The sequence below is a fragment of the Paenibacillus canaveralius genome (assembly GCF_047238265.1).
Classification (GTDB): Bacteria; Bacillota; Bacilli; order Paenibacillales; family NBRC-103111; genus Paenibacillus_F.
The window spans coordinates 4,091,640-4,115,085 of record NZ_JBDFMM010000001.1 but is presented as its reverse complement, the minus strand read 5'-3'; the positions used below and the strand labels follow the sequence as shown (position 1 = coordinate 4,115,085).

At 57.1% G+C, this 23,446-nt stretch carries 17 protein-coding genes; 16 read left to right on the top strand and 1 reads right to left on the bottom strand.

Annotation, left to right across the window (positions count from 1 at the left end; all coding sequences use genetic code 11):
- Positions 1–175 precede the first annotated feature (175 nt).
- The 7 genes from ABC395_RS18535 (at position 176) to ABC395_RS18505 (ending at position 7,607) form a co-directional block, all read left to right on the top strand.
- Positions 176–1,531 carry a TrkH family potassium uptake protein gene (locus ABC395_RS18535; RefSeq protein ID WP_413005339.1) on the top strand — a complete coding sequence of 452 codons (1,356 nt, stop codon included), beginning with the start codon at positions 176–178 and terminating at the stop codon, positions 1,529–1,531.
- Positions 1,532–1,778: 247 nt separating this feature from the next.
- A complete protein-coding gene (locus ABC395_RS18530) occupies positions 1,779–2,729 on the top strand; it encodes an amidohydrolase family protein (RefSeq protein WP_413005337.1) in 951 nt (316 codons plus the stop codon).
- Positions 2,726–4,099 (top strand): sugar ABC transporter substrate-binding protein, encoded by a 1,374-nt coding sequence (locus ABC395_RS18525; protein ID WP_413005335.1) that lies wholly within the window; start codon positions 2,726–2,728, stop codon positions 4,097–4,099. Before ABC395_RS18530 ends, ABC395_RS18525 begins: the two co-directional genes overlap by 4 nt.
- On the top strand, positions 4,096–4,965 hold the full coding sequence (locus ABC395_RS18520; protein ID WP_413005334.1) for a carbohydrate ABC transporter permease: 870 nt from the start codon (positions 4,096–4,098) through the stop codon (positions 4,963–4,965). The genes ABC395_RS18525 and ABC395_RS18520 overlap by 4 nt, the downstream gene beginning before the upstream one ends.
- Positions 4,966–4,976: 11 nt before the next feature.
- Positions 4,977–5,882: a carbohydrate ABC transporter permease gene (locus ABC395_RS18515; RefSeq protein WP_413005332.1), complete on the top strand. Its 906-nt coding sequence runs from the start codon at positions 4,977–4,979 to the stop codon at positions 5,880–5,882.
- 246 nt (positions 5,883–6,128) lie between these two features.
- On the top strand, positions 6,129–6,419 hold the full coding sequence (locus ABC395_RS18510; protein ID WP_413005330.1) for a hypothetical protein: 291 nt from the start codon (positions 6,129–6,131) through the stop codon (positions 6,417–6,419).
- A gap of 201 nt (positions 6,420–6,620) precedes the next feature.
- Positions 6,621–7,607: a cation diffusion facilitator family transporter gene (locus ABC395_RS18505; protein WP_413005329.1), complete on the top strand. Its 987-nt coding sequence runs from the start codon at positions 6,621–6,623 to the stop codon at positions 7,605–7,607.
- Positions 7,608–7,690: 83 nt separating this feature from the next.
- On the opposite strand, the gene ABC395_RS18500 is transcribed toward ABC395_RS18505, so the two are convergent.
- Positions 7,691–13,402 (bottom strand): carboxypeptidase regulatory-like domain-containing protein, encoded by a 5,712-nt coding sequence (locus tag ABC395_RS18500; protein WP_413005327.1) that lies wholly within the window; start codon positions 13,400–13,402, stop codon positions 7,691–7,693.
- Positions 13,403–13,822: 420 nt separating this feature from the next.
- Between ABC395_RS18500 and ABC395_RS18495 the strand changes: the two genes are divergently transcribed.
- From ABC395_RS18495 to yqeH, 9 genes are all read left to right on the top strand, one after another.
- On the top strand, positions 13,823–14,698 hold the full coding sequence (locus ABC395_RS18495) for a DUF421 domain-containing protein (RefSeq protein WP_413005325.1): 876 nt from the start codon (positions 13,823–13,825) through the stop codon (positions 14,696–14,698).
- A 17-nt stretch (positions 14,699–14,715) separates the two neighbouring features.
- Complete coding sequence (gene spoVAC, locus ABC395_RS18490; RefSeq protein ID WP_103993486.1) at positions 14,716–15,192, top strand: stage V sporulation protein AC; 477 nt, start codon at positions 14,716–14,718, stop codon at positions 15,190–15,192.
- Positions 15,192–16,208 (top strand): stage V sporulation protein AD, encoded by a 1,017-nt coding sequence (spoVAD, locus tag ABC395_RS18485; protein WP_413006765.1) that lies wholly within the window; start codon positions 15,192–15,194, stop codon positions 16,206–16,208. Before spoVAC ends, spoVAD begins: the two co-directional genes overlap by 1 nt.
- Positions 16,209–16,210: 2 nt before the next feature.
- The gene (spoVAE, locus tag ABC395_RS18480; protein WP_103993488.1) at positions 16,211–16,561 is read left to right on the top strand and encodes a stage V sporulation protein AE; all 351 of its coding nucleotides are present in this window, start codon (positions 16,211–16,213) and stop codon (positions 16,559–16,561) included.
- Positions 16,562–17,002: 441 nt separating this feature from the next.
- Entirely contained in the window at positions 17,003–17,968 is a 966-nt protein-coding gene (locus ABC395_RS18475) for an AAA family ATPase (protein ID WP_413005322.1), read from the top strand.
- The gene (locus tag ABC395_RS18470; RefSeq protein ID WP_413005320.1) at positions 17,965–19,212 is read left to right on the top strand and encodes a DUF58 domain-containing protein; all 1,248 of its coding nucleotides are present in this window, start codon (positions 17,965–17,967) and stop codon (positions 19,210–19,212) included. Before ABC395_RS18475 ends, ABC395_RS18470 begins: the two co-directional genes overlap by 4 nt.
- Positions 19,205–21,472, top strand: coding sequence for a DUF4129 domain-containing transglutaminase family protein (locus ABC395_RS18465; RefSeq protein WP_413005318.1), 2,268 nt, complete (start codon positions 19,205–19,207; stop codon positions 21,470–21,472). Before ABC395_RS18470 ends, ABC395_RS18465 begins: the two co-directional genes overlap by 8 nt.
- A gap of 264 nt (positions 21,473–21,736) precedes the next feature.
- Positions 21,737–22,237: a YqeG family HAD IIIA-type phosphatase gene (locus ABC395_RS18460; protein WP_103994247.1), complete on the top strand. Its 501-nt coding sequence runs from the start codon at positions 21,737–21,739 to the stop codon at positions 22,235–22,237.
- 88 nt (positions 22,238–22,325) lie between these two features.
- Positions 22,326–23,441: a ribosome biogenesis GTPase YqeH gene (gene yqeH, locus ABC395_RS18455; RefSeq protein ID WP_413005316.1), complete on the top strand. Its 1,116-nt coding sequence runs from the start codon at positions 22,326–22,328 to the stop codon at positions 23,439–23,441.
- The last annotated feature ends 5 nt before the right edge of the window (positions 23,442–23,446 follow it).

Below are 23,446 nucleotides of genomic sequence, written 5' to 3'. Positions count from 1 at the left end.
TAGAATACGTCCGCGAATACATAGCGGCTCCATAGGGGCCATAAGAAAAAGGCCGATGGGCCGGTAGAGACCCCCGCCTTTTCATCTCGGGAAAGATCACCTGTTCATGGTGGCTTTCCTTTTCTTTTTTGGGTAGGATAGAAAGGAATGTGTCAGTGAGAAGGAGATTAGAAACATGAGTAAACAAAGAAGGATTCTGATCCGGTTTACGCCGCCGCAAACTTTGGCGCTCGGAATCCTGGCTATTATTTTAATAGGATCGGTGCTGCTTTCGCTGCCTGCCGCCTCCGCCTCCGGAGAGCCGATCTCTTACTTGGACGCTTTTTTTATGGCGACTTCGGCGGCTTGTGTGACGGGGCTGTCCGTGCTGAACGCGGGCGTGCATTTCTCCTTGTTCGGCCAGATCGTCATCCTTATGCTGGTGCAGACAGGCGGGCTGGGGTTTATGACGATGGCCACGCTAATCGCGCTCGTGCTGCGCAAGCGGATCACGCTCAAGGAGCGGCTGCTTCTGCAGGAAGCGATGAATCAAGGATCTGTGGAAGGAATCGTGCGGCTGATCCGCAAGGTGCTGACTTACGCGCTTGCCATCGAGCTGGCGGGGGCTTTCCTTCTGAGCGTGCGCTGGGCTTTCGACATGCCGCTCGGACAAGCCGTTTACTTTGGCATTTTTCATAGTATTTCCATCTTCAACAACGCGGGGTTCGATTTGTTCAGCAGTCTGCCCGGCGCCCAGGGAAGCTTAATGGCGTATGTCAACGATCCTTACGTGAATATTGTGGTGATCGGGCTTATGATTCTGGGAGGCATCGGGTTTATCGTCATAGCGGACGTACTCGAATTCAAGCGGACCCGGCAGCTCACACTCCACTCCAAGGTGGTGCTTTCGGCAACGGGGCTGCTCATTCTGCTCGGTTCCCTCGTGATCTTCATCTTCGAGTACACGAACCCGCTCACCATGCAGCCGCTCAGCCTGCCGGGCAAAGTCTTCGCCGCCTTCTTCCAGTCGGCGACGACCCGGTCGACGGGCATGAACACGATCGATATCGAATCGTTCCGCCAGGCGACCCAGTTCTTTGTGATTATCCTCATGTTCATCGGAGCGGCGCCGGGTTCGGCGGGCGGAGGGATCAAAATTACGACGTTCGCGATTCTCATCGGCGCGGTCATTACCATGGTCCGGGGCAAGGAGGATATCGTATTTTTCCGCAAAAGACTCCCGGAGGAACGCATTTATAAGGCGACGACGCTGACGCTGATGTCCCTTATTCTGGTCGTAACGGGAACGATGATTCTTTCGGTTCTCCAGGACGGGCCGTTTATCAAAATCCTGTTCGAGGTCACGTCCGCTTTCGGTACGGCCGGCATCTCCCTGGGGCTGACGCCCGATCTTACCCCGCCCAGCAAAATTTTGATGTCGCTGCTAATGTTTGTCGGCCGGCTGGGCCCGCTGACACTTGCCTATGCGCTGACGCCGAAAGGGACGAAAGAGCTGTACCGGTACCCGGAAGGAAAAATTACAATCGGGTAAAAGGCCGCGTCTCCGTCTGAAACTGAAAAAAGGGTTTGACAGTTTTTCGGCGGCGTTTTATAATTCCTAGTATTCCAATTGGATAAAAGAATACCTTGTTGACCAGACCACTGGAGACACTATTCCGTTTAACGCGGATAGTGTCTTTTTTATTTGCCGGGCACCTGCTCTGACGGGAAAATCCCGGTTTCCGACGGGACGGATGAGAACCCGGCGAGCAAGCGGAGCAGCAGGAGGAGGAACGGACATGTTCAAAGACGGGTTCAAAGTCTTCGATATTCACGGGCACCTGCCTTACGCGCAGCAGTTTGTCAAACACGATGTAGTGATCGACGGCGCGCAGGCCAGGCGGGCAGAGCGGATGCGGCTCACTTGGGATTTTCCGTCGGGACCGGACGCCGGACCGGATGCGGAGCGGCCGGTTATCGACCGCTGGGCCGACGAGCTGGATAAGTACGGAATCGGGGGATTGAATTTCCTTACGGCCCGGGGGAACGACGATTTGAGAGAGCAAATCTCCAGGTATCCCGGCAAATTTACGGGCTTCGCCCATCATTCCATCGAAGCGCCGGACGCGGTGGAAGAGCTGCAGAGGGCCGTAGACGAGCTGGGGCTCAGGGGATACAAATTGTTCGGCCCGCTTATTCAGACATCGCTCGACGATCCGTTGCTGCGGCCCGTCTGGAGTTTTCTGGCGGAGCGCAAGCTGCCCGTACTGATTCATTTCGGGTTATTGGGACATACGGGCGGCATCGTGCAGCACCGGAACATCAATCCCTTGGCTATTTTTAACGTAGCCCGGGAATTTACGGATATTCCGATCCTTATTCCGCACTTCGGAGCGGGGTACTACCAGGAGCTGCTGCACCTGTGCTGGGGATGCCCGAATGTGCTCGTCGACACGTCCGGCTCCAACCAGTGGATGCGGTGGATGCCTTACGACCTGACACTGGAAACCCTGTTCCGCAAAACCGTAGAGCTGATCGGGCCCGAACGCGTCGTGTACGGATCGGATTCCAGTGGGTTTCCCCGCGGGTACGTGTACCGCTATTTGCAGGACCAGGTCCGCGTATGCAGGGAACTTCGTTTCAGCGAAACGGACATCCGGAGCATTTTCGGCAATAACGCAAGAAGGCTGCTCCGTATACCGGAAACCGCCGCAAGCGTTCAAGAACCTAGAGGGGTGGAAATCCTATGAGCCAAAGGATCACGGACAAAAGAGAAAATGACAAGCCGCGAAGGGGGACTTTCCGTCTTGCGGCATTAACGCTGGCCGCCGCGATGAGCGCGGGCCTTGCAGCCGGCTGCTCGGGGAGCGGCTCAAAGGACGCTTCGGGAAAGGAGACCGGGGGCGCGGGGCAGGACGGGAAAGTGACGATCGAGTACTGGCAGTACCAGTATCCCGTCAAGGTGGAACTCATTCATTCACTTATTCAGGAATTCGAGAAGACTCATCCGAACATTACCGTCAAACAAACCAATTTTCCTTACGACCAGTATAACGAAAAAGTGGCGACGCTGATTCCGGCCGGCAAAGGGCCCGATGTAATCAACCTGTATTACGGCTGGCTTCCGAAGTATACGGCCTCGGGTTATTTGCAGCCTTTACCGAAGGAATCGTTCCCTGATTCGAAGATCAAGGAAGAATTTTTCCCGTTCGTTGAAGCGGCCAAAATCGGCGACAGCTACTACGCGATTCCGACGGCTGTCCGGACGCTGGGTTTGTATTACAACAAGGATTTGTTTACCAAAGTAGGTCTGGACCCGGCTAAACCCCCCGCGACATGGGAGGAGCTCGTGGATTATTCGAAGAAACTGACCGTGAAGGACGCCAACGGCGAATTTATCGTCGAAGGCATGGCCTGGCAGCCGAATTCCCAGCTGCACCACTGGTACCGGGATGCGCTCGTTTATCAGGCCGGAGGCAAGGATATCAGCGAAGACCGCAAGCGCGTCCTGTGGAACGAAACTCCCGCGGGGCTTGAAGCGTTCCGGTATCTGCTTGATTTTGCCACCGTACATAAAGTCGGAACGAAGGATTTTTACAACGATGATATCACGGCATTCAAAGGCGGCCACGCCGCGATGAATATCGACGGCTCGTTCCAGCTCGGGGGAATCAAGAAAGACGCCCCGAATCTGAATTTCGCCGTGGCTCCGCTGCCTGCCTACAAAGGAAAGGCCACGCAAGCTTCTTTCTGGGCCAACGGAATCACCAAAAACGCCAAAGGCAAAAAGCTGGAGGCGGCCACCGAATTTCTCAAGTTTTTGACGAGCAAAGAAGTGCAGGAACAGTGGGTGGAAAAAGTCGGAGAGCTGCCGGCGTCAAAGGCTGTGGCTCTTCAGGATAAATACGCCAAGGACGAGAAACTCGGTCCCTTCATCCGCCAGCTCGGCGACGCCAACGCCCATTTCTTCGTGGACGAAAAGCTGGAGCGGGACTATTTCGTCCAGGCCGCGGACAGCGTCGTGCTGAACAAGGTTCCCGTCGAGAAAGCTTTCGAGGAGCTGGTGGCGAAAACCCAGAAGCTGTACGACGACTATTGGGCGAAGCAGGCTAAAAAATGAAGCGGCAGCGGCTCTTTTTCGTCTACGCGTGCCTGCTTGTTCCGCTGCTGTTCTTCATCGGCGTCCGGATCATTCCCATCGTGTATTCCTTTCTGGTCGGTTTCCGCGAATGGGATCTGCTGTCCGAGGAGAAGCCGTTCGTCGGTTTCTCCAATTACCTGGCCTTATACCACGACCCGGTGTTCCTGATTTCGCTCAAAAACACGGCTCTTTATGTCCTGATCGGAGTACCCGGGCAGCTTGCGGCAGGACTTGCCGTCGCCCTGCTTCTTCAGCGGATTATCCGGTTCAGAAGTTTGTTCCGGACCGTGTATTTTCTGCCTTACGTCACCAGTGTCGTTGCGGTAAGCTGGGTGTTCCGCTGGATTTTTATGAAGAACGGCATCGTTAACGGCCTTTTGCTCAAAATGGGCCTGTCTTCCCAGCTTTTTCTGGGCTCGCCGGACCAGGCTATTTTTATCGTCACTGCCGCGATGATCTGGCAGAACCTCGGCTTCCAAATGCTGATTTTCCTCACGGGTCTGGAAAATATCCCGAAAGAATACGAGGAAGCGGCCGCCATCGACGGGGCCGGCGCATGGCAGCGGTTCGTGCATGTCACGCTTCCCCTGCTGAACCCGGTCCTGCTGTTTTCCGTCATTATCGCCAGCATTTCGTATCTGCAGTCTTTCAGCCAGATTGTAAACATGACGTCAGGGGGCGGACCGCTTAACTCCACGAAATCCGTGGCGGTTTATATATACGAGCTGGCGTTCAAGCAGTTCAATATGGGCCAGGCGGCCGCGGCGACCGTCGTCCTGTTCTTCTTTATTCTTCTCTTGTCGCTTCTCCAGCTCAAAACGCTAAACCGCAAAGTCGAATCTTAAGGAGGACGGCCATGAACAAATATGATTGGGCTGCGGAGCATGCGGGAATCCGGAGGCGGGACGGCGGCAAGACCGACAGGAGCACCGCCCGGACCGGCATTCGTATCCGCCCCTCCGCCTTTCCGGCCTATTTCCTGCTGGGCGCGGGTGCGGCCGTCATGGTGTTCCCTTTTCTGTGGATGATCGCCACCACGCTGAAAACGCCGCAGGATGTGTTTTCGCTGAGCCTGATTCCCCCGGAGGCGACTTTGGACAATATCCGGACGCTTTTCACGGAAACGCTGTATACGGCCTGGATCGTCAATAGTCTGATCGTAGCCGTCATTACGACGGTCTCCGTCTGCTTTTTCGATACCGTGGTCGGATACATTCTGGCGAAATTCACGTTTCCGGGTAAAACCGTCATTTTCGTCGGAATTTTGAGCACGCTGATGGTTCCGACGGAAATGCTGATCATCCCGTGGTATCTGCTTGCGGCCAAGCTGGAGCTGGTCGATACGTACCTGGGTGTTCTTTTTCCTGGCCTCATTTCCGCGTTCGGCATTTTTCTCATGAAGCAGTTCATGGAATCCGTTCCGCGCGATCTGCTCGACGCGGCCCGCATCGACGGGATGGGCGAGTGGGGCATCCTGCTCCGCGTGGTCGTTCCGCTGGTCAAACCGGCGCTGGCAACGCTGTGCATATTAACGTTTCTGGGCAGCTGGAACGCGTTTATCTGGCCCCTGATCGTTACGCAGACGCCGGAGCAGCTGACGATTCCCGTCGGGCTTGCGTTCTTCTCCAGCGAGTCGGGCGACAGCGGGAACTGGACGCTTATCATGGCCGGAGCCGCCGTCTCCATTCTGCCTCTCCTTGCGGTATTTCTGCTGTTTCAGAAGCAGATCTTCCGCGGCATCACCATGACCGGCTTCAAATAAAGCGGGGGAGGGAGGCATGGTTGACCACTGTCATTTGACGCCGGGCATCACGCGCCGGGAGCTTCGCGCGGCGCGAAAAAGGGGGGTGCGAGGCGGACAGTCGGCGTCACACGCCGGTGGTCATATGGTGCCGGGGCACCCAACGCCGGGAGCTTCGCGGGAGTAGCATTGTCCGCAGCCGGGAAACCTATCACCGGGAACCTTTTCCGTGAGAACAGCGACGACGATGACAAGGAGGAATGCCCAGTGAACAGGGAGACCGAAAGCAGCAGGCAAGCGGACACGCGGGCAAAAGCGGGACCCGGAGCCGAAGGCTTGACCGATACCCGGGGCGGTGAAATCCGGCAGTCCGCTTTTGAAGATGTAACGACAGGCGGCAAGTCCGCAGACGACACGGTTCCGCTCAAAATATTCGAGGATGTCAGCGCCCACGAACGGTTCGGACTGCGGGCCGACGATTCGGCGGCCGACGGTGAAGTGGATCTGGACCCGTCGGGCGCGATTCAATCCAAGGAAAGACAGAACGTCTGGAGCTGACCGGCCGGACGCAGGTTATCCCCTTTCTATTGCACGGCTGCCGGCAAGGTCCACTTGTCCGAAGCGCCGCAAAACGAAAGGGGATTTTTTCCTTTGAAAATGAAACCGCTCTTAACCGTTCCGCGTAAGGATGATTTGGCGGAATGGTTTCGTGGTAACCTATCCCTAACTACCTTTTTACTTAGGAGGATTCATTTTCTTATGAGCCCGGATGGTGAGCGTACGAATTGGCTGGAACTGATCAAGAAAGGAAATATGTCTTCGGCTACGGCGGCCCTCGGAAATACGATTATTGCGATCGTAAAAGGAGTTGCGGCATCACTGACGGGGAGCGGCGCCATGTTCGCGTCTACGATGCACTCCATTGCGGACGCCGTTAACCAGATGTTCGTGTTTACGGGCAGCGTGCTTGCGGAGAAAAAGGCGACCCGCCGCTTTCCGACGGGCTTCGGCCGCGTCATCAACATCTTCTGCATGATTGCGGTACTCGTCGTCACCTTTATGGCCTATGAAACGATAAGAGAAGGATTGCACCTGCTGCAGCATCCGGCCGAATCCCACGGATTTTGGCTGAATCTTTCGGTTCTCGTCCTTTCGATCGTGATTGACGGCTATGTGCTGTACAAAGCGATGAAGGAAGTTATCAAGGAATCGAGAGCGGAAGCTTCCGGCTTCGGAATCGTCAAAGCTTCCTTCAAGCACGTGAAACGTGCGGCGCCTCCGACGCGGCTCGTTTTCTACGAAGATCTGGTTGCGACAACGGGCGCTCTGCTGGCCCTCATTGCGGTGGTCGTTACTTCGCTTACGAACTTCAGCGCCCTTGACGGACTGATGACGATTTTGATCGGCTTGCTGATGATATTCGTCGCATTCCGCGTCGGCTACGACAATATGGTCGGTCTCATCGGCGTATCCGCGCCTCCGGATGTGGAGGACAAGGTATCCGGAATTATTTTTTCCGAAACGCTTGTGACGGACATTTATCAGCTGCGTGTTCTTCAGGAAGGCCGCTACTATCATGTGGAAGGCTTGATCGAGCTGAAACCGGGCCTCACGCTTGCCGAAGCGGACGATGTCAAATTCCGCGTGCGGGACAAGCTGCTTGGAGATCCCGATATCGCGGACGTGACGCTGGGGATTCTCGAAGACAACGGAGTAAAGGACTGGGTCCCCGCTGCCAACAGATAGCGTCTTCCAACTTCTTAACTTTTTATGCCGTGAAAAAGAACGCAAAAAATCCCGCCGGATCCATCGGCGGGATTTTTTGGCTTTTATTCTTCCGAATCGTCATCCAGAACGACATTGAGAAAGGTCGTTTCATTTGCGGCGATGATTAAAGTGCGCACGGCCGGCTGTTTATCTTCCAGCGTGAAGCGGGCGGTGTAGAAGCCTGGAGCCAGGTTGGTGACCGTATAGACGCCTCGGCTGCTTGTCGTCACGCTTCTCAGGAAAAGTCCGGAAGGATCGAAGATCTGGACGAACACGCCGGATAAGAGCCGTCCGTTCCGGTCCGTCACGGTGCCCGTCAAGGTGCCGAATACCGGGTTTAGCGCCACGGTTACCGGGGAAGCCGGGATTCCGGCAGCCAGGGAAACCGCGGCGGCTTTCGAGCCGAAGAGCTCGCTGGACACCGTAATCGTGTAGCTTCCGGCGCGCAGGCTGTTCAGCAGGAACAGGCCTGTTCCGTCGGTAAGCGTCCGCCCGACCGGCGTCAAGTTCTCGTTCAGGATCTGAACCGAAGCGCCCGGAACCGGATTGCCGGTCGATTCGTCCGTCACGGTGCCCGTAACGGTCAGGGCAGGGGTTCCCGGAGCGAGAACGATATTCGGCGTGAAGCCGGGAACCACCGTTACAACCTGCTGGCTGTACGACAGGCCGGGCTTCTGCACGACGACCGTGTAGTCGCCGGCGGCTATCCCGTCAGCCGTGAATTGTCCCGACGGGTCCGTCGGAACCGTCACGACCGGCGTGTTCCGGTCGTCGTAGACGTCCGCTACCAGGGGAGGCGGGAACACGGGAACGGTTGGCGGAGTCACGACCGTCCCGTTTAAATCGTTCGACGTCGGGGACAACCGGGCGTCCACAATCGTATTTTGCCCCGGTGCGGCGCTAAAGGCGTCCGTCTGCTGGCCGAAGCCGGAAAGGCTGAACACGGCCGTGTAATTGCCCGCCGGGAGGCCGGACAGCGTATAACGGCCTTCTGCATCGGTCGTCGTATCCGTCAGGACGGTGCCGTACGTGTTAAGCTGCCGGACCTCGACGAGCACACCGGCAAGCGGTCTGGCCCCGGCGGCGCTGATTACCGTGCCGGACAGAGAAGCGGACAGCGGGCTCAAGGCGAAGCTGTAGTCGGTATTCCGTCCCGGCGCTACGGGAGCTCCGCCGTTTTGCGAACTGAAACCGGCCGCTTCGGCGGTCACTTTATAATCTCCGGAACTGAGATTATTGAAGAGGTAGAAGCCGCTGCTGTCGGTTTGAACCGTATTGACCGGCACGCCTGCCGCATCTTCGATCGTGATGTCCGCTCCGGCCAGAGGCGCAGAAGTGGTGCGGTCGATGACGAAGCCGCTGACGCTGCCGGGTGACGGATCCAGCGGAACGGTGACGGCAGTCGTTTGACCCGGCCGGAGCGTGACGCCGAGGGAAGTGCTGCCGAACCCGTCGCCGGTAACGGTCAGCGTGTAGACACCCGCGGTTACGTTCTCGACCGCAAAATTTCCGCTTAAATCGGTAACCGATTGATCCACGGTCTGCCCGGCCTCGTTAAGAAGCGTGACGATGCTTCCGGGCACCGGAGCGGAACCGTTCCGGTTAATGACATTGCCGGTCAGGAGCGCATTTTGCGGAATCAATACGAGTGTGACCGAGCCTGCCGTACCGGCCGCAACCGTAACGAGCTCGGAAGCGGAAGCGAAGCCGGGGGCGGATGCCGTAAGGACGTACCTGCCGGGAGCCAGCTCGGGCGTTACGAAACGTCCGTCCGCACCGGCCAGGTAAGCGAACAGGAGCAGTCCCGCTTCGCTGAAGATTTTGATCTGGGTTTCCGAGCCGGTCAGGATTGTGCCGGAGCGGTCCGTGACGGTACCCGTCACAGTGCCGCTCAGTGGCCGGAGAGCGAGACTGGCGGCGGTCTCCTGATCGCTGATTACGATGGCACCGGAAGTTCCTGCCGCAAACCCTTCGGCTTCGGCCACTACCGTATAAGCGCCGGGAGCCAGCCCGCTTACAAAGAAGTTGCCGAACAGAGAAGTGGTGGCCGTCGCGATCAGTATATTGCTGACGTCCGCACTGCGGATCAGGACGGTGGCGGAAGGCAGGGGACTTCCGTCCGAAACGTTCGTTATTTGCCCGCTGACGGCGCCCGGATTAGGAACCAGGGAGATATCGATTCCCGCCGAATCTTCACCCGGAAGCGTTGCGACACCGACGATAACGGTCGAGAAGCCGGGCGCCGTTACGACCAGGAAATGATTGCCCGCAGGAATGTTATCGACGACATATAAGCCGTTTGCGTCGGAATGACCGGTTCCCAGCAAGGTTTCATTGCCGTCAAGAACTCGGATAACGGCCGTGTTTACCGGGCTGCCGGCGGTATCCGTGACACGGCCCGAGAGGACCGACAACAATGGGGAGAGTGTGAGCGACACGTTCGATTCCAATCCGGCCTCCACGATCGTTCCCGCTTTCGCTACGGCGTAGCCCGGCGGCGTTGCCGTCACGATATAGGCGCCGGGCGCGAGCGAATCGAACCGGAAGGTTCCGTTCCCCGTATTGACCAGCTCTTCATTAATCAGGAGGTTATTCCGGTCGTAAATCTGGATGACGGTCCCGTCCACGACGGGTGAAATCACGCCGCTTACCGAACCGGGAAGCGGGAGAAGGCTGAGGGCGGTCGTCGCCGTTTGCCCGGCACTTACGATCGCTCCGACGCTGCCCTGCTGGAAACCCGTCTGGGAAGCCGTAACGATGTACGTATCGGGAGCGAGACCTTCGGCCCGGAAATAACCGCTGCTGTCGGCCAGCACGGTAGCGATCAGCGTCCCCGTGTAGTTGCTGATCCGGATGGAGGCGCCCGAAATTCCCGTGCCCGTGTCGGCTGCGGTTACGGTCCCGCTGATTTGTCCGGGGTTCGGAATCAGGCTTGCGCTGACGGTTGTCGTCTGTCCGGCCGTGATCAGGAAGCTGGCGAGATTCGTCTGAAAGTCGGTCGAGGAGAATATCGCCGTATAGCTGCCCGGTGCCAGGTTAGGCGCCGTAAATGCGCCGAACTGGTCCGTAAACAAACTCTGGATCACCAGTCCGTTCGTGTCCACGATGCGTACCGCAACGGGAATGTCCGCAAGGATCAGCCCGGTGGAGGCGTTGAGCACAACTCCCGACAGAATACCCGGCAAGGGCTCCAGGTTATAGGAGACGGTCGTCGTCTGGCCGGGAGTAATGCTGAATCCTTTGATCTGCGTCTGCAGCCCGTCGGCAAAAACGGCGGCCGTATAAGTTCCCGGCGCAAGCTCCTCCAGTACGAAGGTGCCGTCGGAGGAAGTGATCGTCCGTCCGATTACGCTGTTGTCCGTCTGGCGGACCACGAGGACCGCCCCCTGCACGGGCGCCCCTCCGCTTGTAACGGTTCCCGTTAGAGCGCCGGGCTGAGGAGCCAGGGCAAAACCGACCTCGACCGTTTCTCCGGGCTCAATGAAGGCGCCGATAAGCTGGCGCTGGTAACCCGGTGTTTCGGCACGGACCATGTAGGAACCGGGAGCAAGCCCGTGGATGTCAAAGCGTCCGTTCTGATCGGTATTCAGCGTGGCGACGACAAAACTGTTCATAAAAATGCGTACGACCGCATTTTCCAAAGGATTCCCGTTAAGGTCCGTCACAAGGCCCGTAATGGAACCCGATAACTGGTTAAGCGCGATATTCAGCACGCTTTGAGTGCCGGGCGAGATCGAGACGCCGGTCGTCTGGCTGGCATACGCCGTTTCGTTGAACGTGACCGTATAATTGACCGGCTGCAAACTGTTAATGACATAAGTTCCGGAAGCATCCGTAACCGCGGTTGCCGCAGTGATTCCTTCAACCGTCACGACACGGACGACGGTGCCGCTCAGCGGCTGACCCGAGGAGGCGTCCGTTACCTGGCCGGTAAGCGTGCCCGGAGCGGGATTCAAACCGATATTGACGGTCGTCGTCTGTCCCGCTCGCACCGATGCGCCGGCTATTTCCGTCGTGAATCCGGCTTCGCTGGCGCGGATACGGTAATTCCCCGGCGCAAGACTGTTAATGAGATACGAACCGTCATTGGCGCTGACGGCGGTAGCGATTTGCTGGCCCCGTTCGTTCAAGGCTTCCACCAGAGCTCCGGGGAGGGGAGTACCCGTGCCGGCGACGGTGATCACACCGCTTACGGTTCCGGGCAGAGCCGCGAGACTAAACGACGCGGACACGCTTTGGGCCGGCTGGAGCTGCAGCGTGCGGACTTCGGACTGGAAGCCGTCCGCGGCCGCGATCACCGTATACGTTCCCGCGGGAACCGAGAGCTGGTATTGTCCCGCCGCGTTTGCGGTCGTTTCGGCAATGATGGCGCCGAACGGGGATTTGACGCGGACGACGGCTCCGGGAAGAACGTTCCCCGCCTGATCGGAGACCGTGCCGCTGAGTGAAGCGGGCTGTGGACGCAGGGTAATGTCCAGCGGAGTCACGGTCCCGGCGCTAATCGTAACCGGTACGGTTTGGGACACGAAACTGTCAAAAGAAACCGTGAGATTGTACGTTCCCGGCACCAGATTCGAGAAGCCGTACGCCCCTCCGGTTCCGCTTGTTTGGGTGACCGGCACCTGAGTCTGGGCGTTTGTAAGCTGCACCGATGCGCCGGCAAGAGGCAATCCGGTCATCCCGTTGAAGATGGTGCCTGTTACGCCGCCGGCCGTTATGACGGCTATAGAAGCCGTTGCCGGCCCGGCTGTAATCACCTGGCCGGTCAGACTGTCGAATCCGGTTCCCGTGGCCGTATTCAGGACGCGGCTGCCGCTTCCGGCAGTCAGGAAAGCACCCTGCACGGTAAAGGTCAGGGTCACGGTCTGGCCGGGGGCCAGATTCCCCGCGTTCCAGCTGATGGATCTGCCGAGCAGATTAACCGTCGAAAGACCCTGGGTTACGGAAGAAACCGCCAGCGAGGACACCGTATCGAGTCCGAACGCATCCGTCACCAGCACGGCGTTGGCCTGGCTTTTTCCCACGTTCGATATCGAAAGGGTCCCCGTATAGGACGCCACCTGCCCGGCCAGGACGCTTGCTCCCGGGGCAGAGGTCAAGGCTTTCTCCAGGACAAGTTTTGCCTGGGCGTTAAAGTCCTGCGGCGGATCGGGATCGCTGAAACCTCCCGTAAATGTGCTGCCTGGCGTAATCAGAATGTCTTTGTTGAAGTTATTACTGTTTGTAGAAGTGAAAAAAATAAACTGCAGGGGCGTCTGATTCGTGATCCCGAGCGTTCCGAACAGAACGGACACCGGAATGAAAAAATCCAGAAAATAATCCTCATTCCCGCCGAAACGGGAACCGTCACCGGTCGGTTTAACCCGCGCGATGTCAAAGTTAATGATGGGCCGCGTATAAGACGGGGTTCCTTTTCCGTCAATGCCTTCGGCGGGATCGTTGAACGTGTTCGGCACTTTAATTCTGTTTTCGATAAGTTCCAGGGTGGAGTTCAGGCCGTTGACGGCAAGCACCCACTCGTAGGTGGACGGGTTGCCGTCCGTGTTAAAAAGAACCCCCCAGGCAAAATTGTCAAACCCGGTTTTAGTCCGGGGATCTCCGTTCAGCCTCAGACGGAAGTAGACAAAATTCGTATCGTAGGAAACGTAGGCGGCCGGAAACTGGGCGTTTCCGACGATGTCCGTGCTGGCCGGACTCTCATCCCCGACGGGATCTCCAACGGGAACGCCGTTTATAGTGACGGGAAAAAACTGACTGTCGCTGGGAAAAGACAAGAGGAGCCTCCTCCTTCTGATTTTGGATATTCGCCCTTTATCCTATGTGCGTTTGTATGTTTGCGCAGGGGCCAATAGTCCATTTTTATAAAATAGGCGGAACGGCCATCCCCTTACGAACAATCATCTGCTGCGCTAGACGCATATAATGGGGCATTCCTGAAGGTCCATGTTCCCATGTTCGAATTCCGCTTGGAGGAGAAACGGCTATGAACCCCGACATGCTGATTGTACTCGTTTTGTTTTTACTGCTTGTGGCGATCTTGTTCCTTTTCGGATAACGGATACAAACGGAAAACAGCTTCGAACGAAGCTGTTTTTTTGTTTTCCATCGTCTTCCTTTCATACCTGTTCCCGCTGCGGACATGCTATGGAGAATCATGCAAGTCAACTGCTCTGGTTAAGTGAGGAGGTTAAGCCGTGGAAGGAATTGGAGTCATTATGCTGCGGTCGCTCGGTGCGGTCGCCATTCTTTTTGCCATTACCCGTTTTTTGGGGAAAAAACAAATTTCCCAGCTTTCTTTTTTCGAATACGTAACGGGCATTACGCTAGGGGAACTCGCGGGCTTTCTGTCAACCGATATCGAAGCTCACTATCTGCACGGCATCGCGGCTTTGGCGGTCTGGTTTCTCGTGCCGTTCTTTCTGGAGATCACGACGCTGAAAAGCAAATGGCTCCGCCATTTTTTTGAAGGAAAAGGTACGGTCGTTATCCGCAACGGGCGCATACTGGAAAATGAGCTGAAGAGGGAGCGGTACACCGCGGACGAACTCATGGAACAGCTCCGCACGAAGAGCGTTTTTCAGGTGGCGGACGTCGAATTCGCCATGCTGGAGGCCAGCGGAGACCTCAGCGTTCTCCTCAAGAAAGAGAAACAGCCGCTTACGCCCGGCGATCTTGGACTCAAAACGGGTCCCGACAAGCTTCCGCATACGGTCATCGTGGACGGGGTCGTCGATAATGACGAGCTGGCCGCCTCCTCCCTTACAAGGGAATGGCTGACTAAACAATTGGCTAAAATAAACGCGACCGCGGACAATGTTTTTCTCGCTCAGATAGGGGATCAAAATAAGCTGTACGTCGATTTGTACGACGATTCAAGAGGAATCAGTCCGGAGAAACCCCAGGTGGAGCTGCTCTCCACACTTCGCCAATGCACGGCGGATTTGGATTCGTTTGCGCATTCCGCGACCGATCTCAATGCCCGCATCAAGTACGAGCAGACGGCATCGGCCCTGCGGGGGGTGCTCAAGCAGCTCTCCGGCGGCGGGAAAAGCACGAACGGAACGGAATAAGAAGAGGAGGATGGGCAGTGGCCAATCAGAAAAAGAAAAACGCGACATTAACCCAGCAGCAGTACCAGGCTATAGCGAAAAAAAACGAACCGAAAAGACCGGTCGTCGCCAACTGTATCCGCGCCTTCATTGTGGGCGGTTTTATATGTATCATCGGGCAGGCGCTCATGATGCTGTTTGAGAAAGTGTTCGGCTTCAGCAAGGAAGCCGCTTCGAATCCGACGGTGGCGGTCCTGATCCTCCTTTCCGTCATTCTGACCTCCCTCGGCGTGTACGACAAAATCGCCCAGTGGGCCGGGGCGGGAACGGCCGTGCCGGTCACGGGCTTCGCCAACTCGATGTGTTCGGCCGCCATCGAGCACCGTAGTGAAGGGCTTATTCTCGGCACCGCCAGCAACATGTTCAAGCTGGCCGGTTCCGTCATCGTGTTCGGCGTCGTGGCGGCTTTCTTCGTGGGCATCTTCATTCTGATATTCGGAGGCGGGGCGCATTGATTATTCGCAAAGGGCAATCCTGGGAATTCCGCAAGCCTCCCGTCCTGATCTCTACCGCCACGGTTGTCGGTCCGGATGAGGGCAAAGGCCCGCTCGCCAACGACTTCGACCTGATCCATCAGGATAATACGCTGAAGCAGAAGAGCTGGGAAAAAGCGGAGAAAGCGCTGATGGAAGACGCGGCCAACCTCGCGATCAAGAAAGCGGGACTCCAGAAGGATCAGATCCAGTTCTATGTCGGCGGCGATCTCATGAACCAGATTATTTCCAGCAGCTTCGCCGCCCGGACGCTGGCCATTCCTTACCTGGGCGTGTTCGGCGCCTGCTCCACGTCGATGGAAAGCCTCGCCGTATCCTCGCTGATCGTCGCCTCGGGGGGCGGGGACTACGTTCTGAGCGGTACTTGCAGCCACAACTGCACCGTAGAGAAGCAGTTCCGCTACCCGACGGAATACGGCTCCCAAAAGCCCCCTACGGCGCAGTATACCGTCACCGGAGCCGGAGCCTCCGTCGTGGCCGCGAAAGGTACGGGGCCCATCGTTACGTCCGCCACGATCGGCAAGGTAATCGACATGGGCATTACGGACCCGTTCAACATGGGGGCCGCGATGGCGCCGGCCGCGGCCGACACGCTCACCGCTCACTTCCGGGATATGAAACGCTCTCCCGACTACTACGATATGATCGTCACGGGCGACCTCGCCACCGTGGGCTTTCAGATCGTAAACGAGCTGCTGAAGGAGCAGCGGATCGCCATGAACAGCACCACGTTCAGCGATTGCGGCCTCATGATCTACGATATCGAAAAGCAGGGCGTGCAGGCCGGAGGAAGCGGCTGCGGCTGCTCGGCCGTCGTCACTTACGGCCACCTGCTGAAAAGAATGGAGCAGGGAGAAATCCGCCGCCTGCTTGTCGTCGCCACCGGGGCCCTGCTGTCCCCGCTGTCGTATCAGCAGGGGGAATCCATTCCCTGCATTGCCCATGCGGTCGCGATAGAAAGACAGGAGGGACTTTAATCATGCAGTTTTTATGGGCATTTCTCGTCGGCGGAGCGATCTGCGTCATCGGCCAGCTCCTGCTGGACCTCGGCAAATTGACGCCGGCTCATACGATGACGACGCTCGTCGTGGCCGGAGCGATTCTGGACGGCTTCGGCCTGTACGAGCCCCTCGTCCGTTTTGCGGGCGCCGGCGCCAGCGTGCCGATCACAAGCTTCGGCAACGCGCTGGTCCACGGCGCCATCAGCGAAATCCAGACAAGCGGCTGGATCGGCATCGTGACGGGGATATTCAAAGTGACGAGCGCCGGCATTTCGGCGGCGATCATCTTTTCGTTCCTCGCCGCATTGTTCGTCCGTCCCAAAGGCTGATGCGCAGCCGTAAAACAAGCACTCCGTTTTCTCGGGAAACGGGGTGCTTATTTGCGTTATTCCGGACGCTCCTTTATCACTGCTCTAGCACTGCTTTAGCTGCTCTATTATCGCTCTTTCACAGCTCTATCATTTCTCTATCATTTCTCTATCACTGCTCTATCACAGCTCTAACATTTGTCTTTCACTGCTTCTTTCACTGCTTACTCATTATTCGTTCCTCTGTCATTCCTTCGTCATACGTTCGTAATCCCCGCGTTACCTCACGGTTACCCTCCCGTAACAAAACCCGCGGGCGTTTGCTCCTTTTAGCTTCTTTTCCACCAACTGTCGGTTTTTTAATAAATTTAGAAGGGGTTTTGTTGTACTCGCTTTCTACTTTCCTGTAATATAAAAAATAGGACTTCAAACCCTGTTTATCCGAAGGAGGATTCGTACCGAATGGCTGCCGTGTCCCAACCTCATATGAGTGAGATTTCCAGAATCAGATCCAATTTGGATTCATGTATATTAGGCAAAAGCGAAGAAATCATGCTGCTGTTAACCGCACTTCTTGCCGGCGGTCACGTGCTTCTCGAAGATGTGCCCGGGACGGGGAAGACGGTGCTCGTCAAATCCCTCGCCCGCTCCATACAAGGCCAATTCCGCAGGATCCAGTGCAATCCGGACCTGCTGCCGACCGATATTACCGGCGTTTCGATCTATCATCCGAAGAACGAAGCTTTCTTTTTCCGCCCCGGTCCCGTTATGGCCAACATCCTGCTTGTGGACGAAATCAACCGCGCCACTACCAAAACACAGTCGGCTCTTCTGGAAGCGATGGAAGAGCATCACGTGACGGTAGACGGAGAAATGTACCCGCTTCCGCGTCCGTTTATGCTTCTCGCGACTCAGAATCCCATCGATTTCGAAGGCACGTATCTGCTCCCGGAAGCCCAGCTTGACCGTTTTATGATCAAATTCAGCCTCGGGTACCCCGACAGCGCGACGGAGCTTCAGATGATCGCGTCGCAAAGCAAAGAGCACCCGATGGAGCAGCTTCACGAGGTTGTCGATACGGAGCAGATTCTAAGCATGCAGGAAGAGGTGCGGTCGGTCTACCTCGACGACGGTATCGCGAAATACCTGGTGGACATTACACGCGGCACCCGGGAGCACCCGGCCGTCGAGCTGGGGGCGAGCCCGCGCGCTACGCTGGCGCTCGTTCAGGCGTCGAAAGCTTACGCCTACTTGAACGGCCGCGACTATGTGCTGCCCGACGATGTGAAATATTTGGCCCCTTACGTGCTGGGGCACAGAATTATTCTATCTTCTGAAGCCCGGATGGAAGGAGAAACCTCCCGTTCCGTCTTCGCTTCGATACTGGCGCATACGAAAGTGCCCGTCAGGCTGGAGAAGGCGAAATGAAGTTTTTCAAACCTACCGCCGCTCAGAAGGGAAGACAGGCTACCCTGATATTATCCTTCCTGTTCTTTGCCAGCCTGATGTTTCTGCTGTTTCAGGGCGGTAAGCTCGCTTCCACACTGTTTGCCGTCGTGTGCCTGCTCTCCGCGTATCTCGTGCTCGGAAAATGGAGCGGTATCCGCCAGACGCAGGCGGTGCGCGAAATATCGGCGGCGGACGGAACCGGCAAGGTCCAGGCGGGGCAGTCCCTCCAGATCAAGCTTAAAATTCAGGTTCCCGGCGTCTGGCCTATCCCGTACCTTCTCATCGAAGACGAACTGGTGCGGAGCAGCGGGGAACGGACCGTGATGAAGGGGTCCGTCGTCCTCAACTGGATGCGCAAGGGAGAGTTCGTATACAAAACGCCGCCCCTGCGCCGGGGTCATTACTCCCTGGAGCGCGCGGAATTCGCGACAGAAGACGTCTTCGGGCTCTATGAACATAAAGGCAGCGTCCAGCTTCCTTACGGCTTTGTCGTGATGCCCCAAATGATCGAGATCCGTCACTGGGCGCAATTTTCCCAGTCCCCGCGCGGGGCGAGGCACCATTCCGTAACCGCCCGGATGCAGCGGGAAACGACGCAGATCAACGGCGTGAGGGAGTATATTCACGGGGACAAGCTTTCACGTGTCCACTGGAACGCCACGGCGCGCACGGGCACGTGGAAGTCGAAGGAATTCGAGCGGGAAACGCTCCCGAAGATGGTCATCGTGCTCGACCGGAGCAAGCAGAATTACGGCAGTGCGGCCGAATTCGAGCTGGCGGTTTCCGTCGCCGCTTCCCTGCTGCATTTCGGCACGCAGAGAAACATCGCGGTGGGGCTCGTTTCTTCCGGCCGCGAATCCCTGGTGGCCGTGCCCAAGACCGGCTCACGCAATGAGGACGTCCTGATGGATCACCTGGTGGAAGTGGAGCCGGACGGCTTCCGTCCGCTGCAGCAGGTGGTCAACAATGCGGACGGCATGTTCTCGCCGGGAGCGCTGGTCGTGTATATCACGCCGGCCAAAAACCCCGATCTCCTGTCGCTGCTCCACTGGACCGACAAGCAGCGCATGCTCGCCTGTCATCTGTGCGTCTGCGGTGCCAAGGGAGGCTCCACGGACGTGTGGATCCGCCGCCTCCACAGCCTGGGCTTTATGGGCTACGGCGTACACACGCTGGCGGAGCTGCCGGCTGTGCTGGGAGGGGGGACGAAGATCTATGCGTAGCATCTGGAACGTTTTCCGGTTCATGGCCGGCGAAGACGGAACGAAGAAGTGGATGGCCCTCTTCGTCCTGCTGTTTTTATTCCAGTTCACCGGATGGATTTCCCGCGAGGACGGATTATGGCTGCCCGAAACTTTGAAAGCCGTAAACTGGACGCTGATTGCGGTCTGCGCGACGTTCTTCATCCCGCGGATTCACCATCTGGTCCGGGAACTTTTGCAGATCGTCCTGGTGCTTGTCGTTCACGCGGTTGTGCTTCAATACCGGTTTGTCCCCATGTCCCAGATGAACGGTCCGATGGAGTGGTTTCAAGCCAACGTTTCGCAATTATTCCCTTATTTATGGTTCGGGCTGGCCGCCTGGTGGGTGTTCTTGATGGCCATGTGGGCATCCCGTTCCAAACTGTGGATTTCGTTTATCGTCATTTTGGCCATTTTGTTTTTCGGCGTCCGCGATTCGTTCAGCACTTTGCAGTTATGGCCGCAGGTTGCGGCGGTCATTTTCAGCGGATTGTGTATGCTCGTCGTGCGGCATTTATCCCAGCTTAAAAATAAAGCGCCCGAAAGCTGGAAACGGCTTTCGGACAATCCCGGCCCTCTGATCGTGCCGGTCGTGCTGATTATCGCCCTGACGCTCACCCTGGGAGCGCTCGTGCCGGCGGTCGATCCGGTTCTTACCGATCCGTACACGGCCTGGCGGCAGTATAACGGCGAGAGCGTAACCTTCCTGCCCAGCAGCGACGATTCCGGCCGGACGCTGGTCCAGGACCCGAACGATCCGCTGCTGAAGTCGTCCGGTTACAGCCGCAACGACGCGCAGCTTGGCGGCCAGTTCCAGTACGATTACACGCCGGTTTTCACCGTTGATACGACCAGCCGCACGTATTACCGCGGAGAGACGCGGGCTTTGTACACCGGCAGCGGCTGGGAAGCCAGCCCGGCGGACAGACGGGCCCGCCAAAGCTCCGTGGACTCCAGCGGCAAGCTGCCCGCGGATACCGGCATCGACACGTCCAAGCTGAAGACCGAAGAGGTGAAGCAGACGGTCAAAATGCGCAGCGCCGAAGTTTACCCGGTGCTGTTCGGGGCTTATCCGATGTCGAAGGTGGACATTCGGGAGGAGGGTCCCGACGGAACCCGCTCCGATCCCGATCAGCTCGGATCGCTCCGGTGGTCCGCCCGTCAGGCGGAGCTCCGGTTTAACGCGAAATCAAACTATCCGAAGCAGTACGAGCTCGTGTCCAATATCCCGCTGCTCGATTTAAGCGGGCTCAAGAAAGTCGATATGAGCAGGCTGAACCGGTCCGAATGGAACGATTATCTCCAGCTTCCCGACCGGCTGCCCGAGAGGGTGACGGAGCTAGCCAGAGAAGTGACGAAGGAAGCTCCGACCGCCTACGAGAAAGTGCACGAGCTGGAACTATACTTGTCCAGCAAGTATCCGTATACGAACACCCCCGACGTATCCAAGGGGAAAAGCAAGGATTTTGTAGACCGCTTCCTGTTCGAAATCCAGGAAGGCTACTGCGACTATTATTCGTCGGCGATGGTCGTCATGACCCGGTCGCTCGGCATTCCGGCCCGCTGGGTCAAAGGCTACGCATCCGGTTCTTCCGATAACGGCCGTCCCGCCGGTCTCGGAACCTTCACGGGCGGTATGTCCGACCCCGACGCGGAGGGCACCTACACCGTCCGTAATTCCGATGCCCACTCCTGGGTCGAGGTTTATTTCGAGGGCTACGGCTGGCTGCCGTTCGAGCCGACCGCCGGATTTTCCCTGCCCCAGTCATATGCGCCCGAATCGTCGGCGGCAACGGAGATGCCGACTCCGGCACCCGCCGCGACTAAGACGGAGCAGACGCAAACCGGCGCCGCTCCCTGGGTCCGTTATGTGCTGTATACGCTCAGCGGCCTCGTTCTGCTTACCGCCGTTGTCGTATCGGCGATCCGGCTGAGCGGCGGCAAGAAACTTCTTCCTCCGTTCGGCCGGGACCCCAAAGCGGCCAATTACGCGCAGGGGGTCATCCAGGAGGTCAACCGGCTTTTGCGGTACGGAAGACGCAAAGGATACGAACGGTTCGAGCATGAAACGTTCCGGGAAGCCGCTTCCCGCTGGATGGCCCAGAGCTACTGGCTGTCGGGCGAGCTTTCGCCGGTTCTCGCCATGTTCGAGAAGGCCAAGTACAGCCGGGCATCCGTAACCGAGCAGGATTTGGAGGCCGTTCAGGGTCATGTGAAACGACTGCGCGAGCAGATGAAATAGAACCGGCACGCACCTGCCGGCCGGTTGTGAAACGCAAGAGAAAGGCCGTTTTCCGTTAACCGGAAGACGGCCTTTTTCAGTCCTGCGGGAAGAATCCGGGGCGCGCGGCGGCACGTGAATGGAACGGGCGGCCGCAAGGGAATGCTGAGAATACGGGAATTTCCCGTCCGGGCACGGCCTGAAACGCTTCCTTTTTCTTTTTGCAAGGAATTGGGCATGTATGGTATAGTTCCTATAGATTCGAAAGAGGTTGGGGTGACGCTGTTGTTTAAAAAACTGGTGCCGAAACAATTCGTGCAGACGATTTACGATATCAATCTGGAGGAGCTTTGGCAGAGCGGAATCCGCGGGATCATCACGGATCTCGACAACACGCTTGTCGGTGCCAAGGTGGCCGATGCCACACCGGAGCTCGTGAATTGGCTCGGGCATGTGAAGCAGCTCGGTTTCAAGGTCGTCATCGTATCGAACAACCAGGAAACAAGGGTATCCGCATTTGCCCTGCCGCTGTCTATCCCGTTCATTCATGCCGCGCGCAAACCGACGAACACGGCCTTTCGCAAAGCATTGGCACTGATGGATACAACTGCAGAGCAGACGGTTGTGATCGGTGATCAGATGCTGACAGACGTGCTGGGAGGGAACCGGCTCGGTTTATATACCATTCTTGTTGCGCCTATCTCCATCCATGATGAAGGTTTCTTTACACGAATCAACCGGCGCATCGAGAAGCTGGCCAACAATTACATCTCGAAGAATAAATAAAGCTTTCCTTCACGGGAAAGCTTCACTTTGCTTGCGGGAGAACAACGCTTGACGGGAAGCTCCCGCCGTTTAATTTTAAGGAGGATTCATGACCCAGGAAGAAGTTATCCATTGCGGAGGCTGCGGTGTCAAGCTTCAGCTCGAAGATCCTCAGGCGCTCGGGTACATCCCCGCGCAGGCTCTCGAGAAGGAACCGGTTATTTGCCAGCGCTGTTTCCGCATCAAGAACTATAATGAAGCATCGAGCATTACGCTCAACCAGGACGATTTTCTGAAGCTGCTCGGGCATGTGGGGCACAAAGAAGCGCTCGTCATCAATATCGTCGATATTTTCGACTTCGAAGGCAGTTTGATCAGCGGTCTGGCCCGTTTCGTCGGAGGCAATCCGATCGTGCTGGTCGTCAACAAAATCGATCTGCTTCCGAAAGTGACCAACTGGAACCGGATCGTGAACTGGGTCCGCAAGCAGGCCAAGGAACAAGGCTTGAAGGTTGTGGAGGTTGTCCTTTGCAGCGCCAAGAAGAACATGGGATTCGACCGGGTTCTTCAGGCGGTGGACGAGCACCGTAACGGCAAAGATGTCTACGTCGTCGGAGCGACCAACGTGGGCAAATCCACGCTCATCAACCGGCTTATTTCCGATTACAGCGATCTGGATTCGGAGCTCACCACTTCCCAATATCCCGGCACGACACTTGATATGGTCGAAATTCCGCTCGATGACGGACATTTTATTATCGATACCCCGGGAATCGTGTACAAGCACCGGCTGACGGAGCTTGTCTCCAAGAAAGATCTGGGCAAGCTGATGCCGAACAAGCCGCTTAAGCCCATGGTGTATCAATTGAACGAAGGACAAACCCTGTTTTTCGGATCGCTGGCCCGGTTTGATTTTGTCCGCGGCGAGCGCCAGTCCTTTACGATCTACTCTTCGGGAGCCGTTCCCATCCATCGCACCAAATTGGAAAAAGCGGACGAGCTGTACGCGAACCACAAAGGGACTCTACTTGTCCCGCCTGCGGCGAAAGATCTGGAAGAGCTTCCTCCGCTCGTCAAACAGACGATTCACATTTCGAAAGGCAAAAAGCTCGATGTGCTGATCTCCGGCCTCGGCTGGATCAAAATCAACAGCGAAGCGGGCGCGGAACTGGCCGTTCATGTGCCGAAAGGCGTAAAAATCGTCCAGCGCGATTCGCTTATTTAACGGAC